Here is a 442-nt window from a genome sequence, read left to right on the forward strand (position 1 = left end):
CGCCCTCGCGGTCAACAACCGGCCCCGCAAGAGCCTTGGCTGGAAGACCCCGGCCGAGGTCTTCGCCGAACAGCTAAGCTCGCTGGAACAGCCCGGTGTTGCAACAACCGATTGAACTCGCCCAGTATCGAGCGATCCGCTACAGCCAGCGCCTCGCTGAGGCCGGCGCTGTCGCCTCGGTCGGCTCGAAGGGCGACTCGTACGACAACGCGATGGCCGAGGCGTTCAACTCCCTCTACAAGGCCGAACTCGTCCGCAACAAGGGCCCGTGGCGCGGGCTCGACGACCTGGAGATGGCCACCGTCGAGTACATCGCGGAGCCTGTCAAGTCAACTGAGACATTTTCTTGATTTTGTTTAGCTTTGTGCTGCTGGTTGGTTAAGCACAGGCGAGGCGGTGGTCTGTGCGGGGTCGCTGTTGTCGGGTTTGTTGATCCATGCCC

Annotated in this window: 1 pseudogene; it reads left to right on the top strand. The window is 62.2% G+C overall.

The annotated features are described in order from the left end of the window. Positions 1-122: 122 nt before the first annotated feature. Positions 123-314: pseudogene (locus tag F8271_RS31855) on the top strand (IS3 family transposase); the annotation flags it as partial. Positions 315-442: the final 128 nt, after the last annotated feature.

Origin of the sequence: Micromonospora sp. ALFpr18c (assembly GCF_008868155.1) — a bacterium.
GTDB lineage: Bacteria > Actinomycetota > Actinomycetes > Mycobacteriales > Micromonosporaceae > Micromonospora.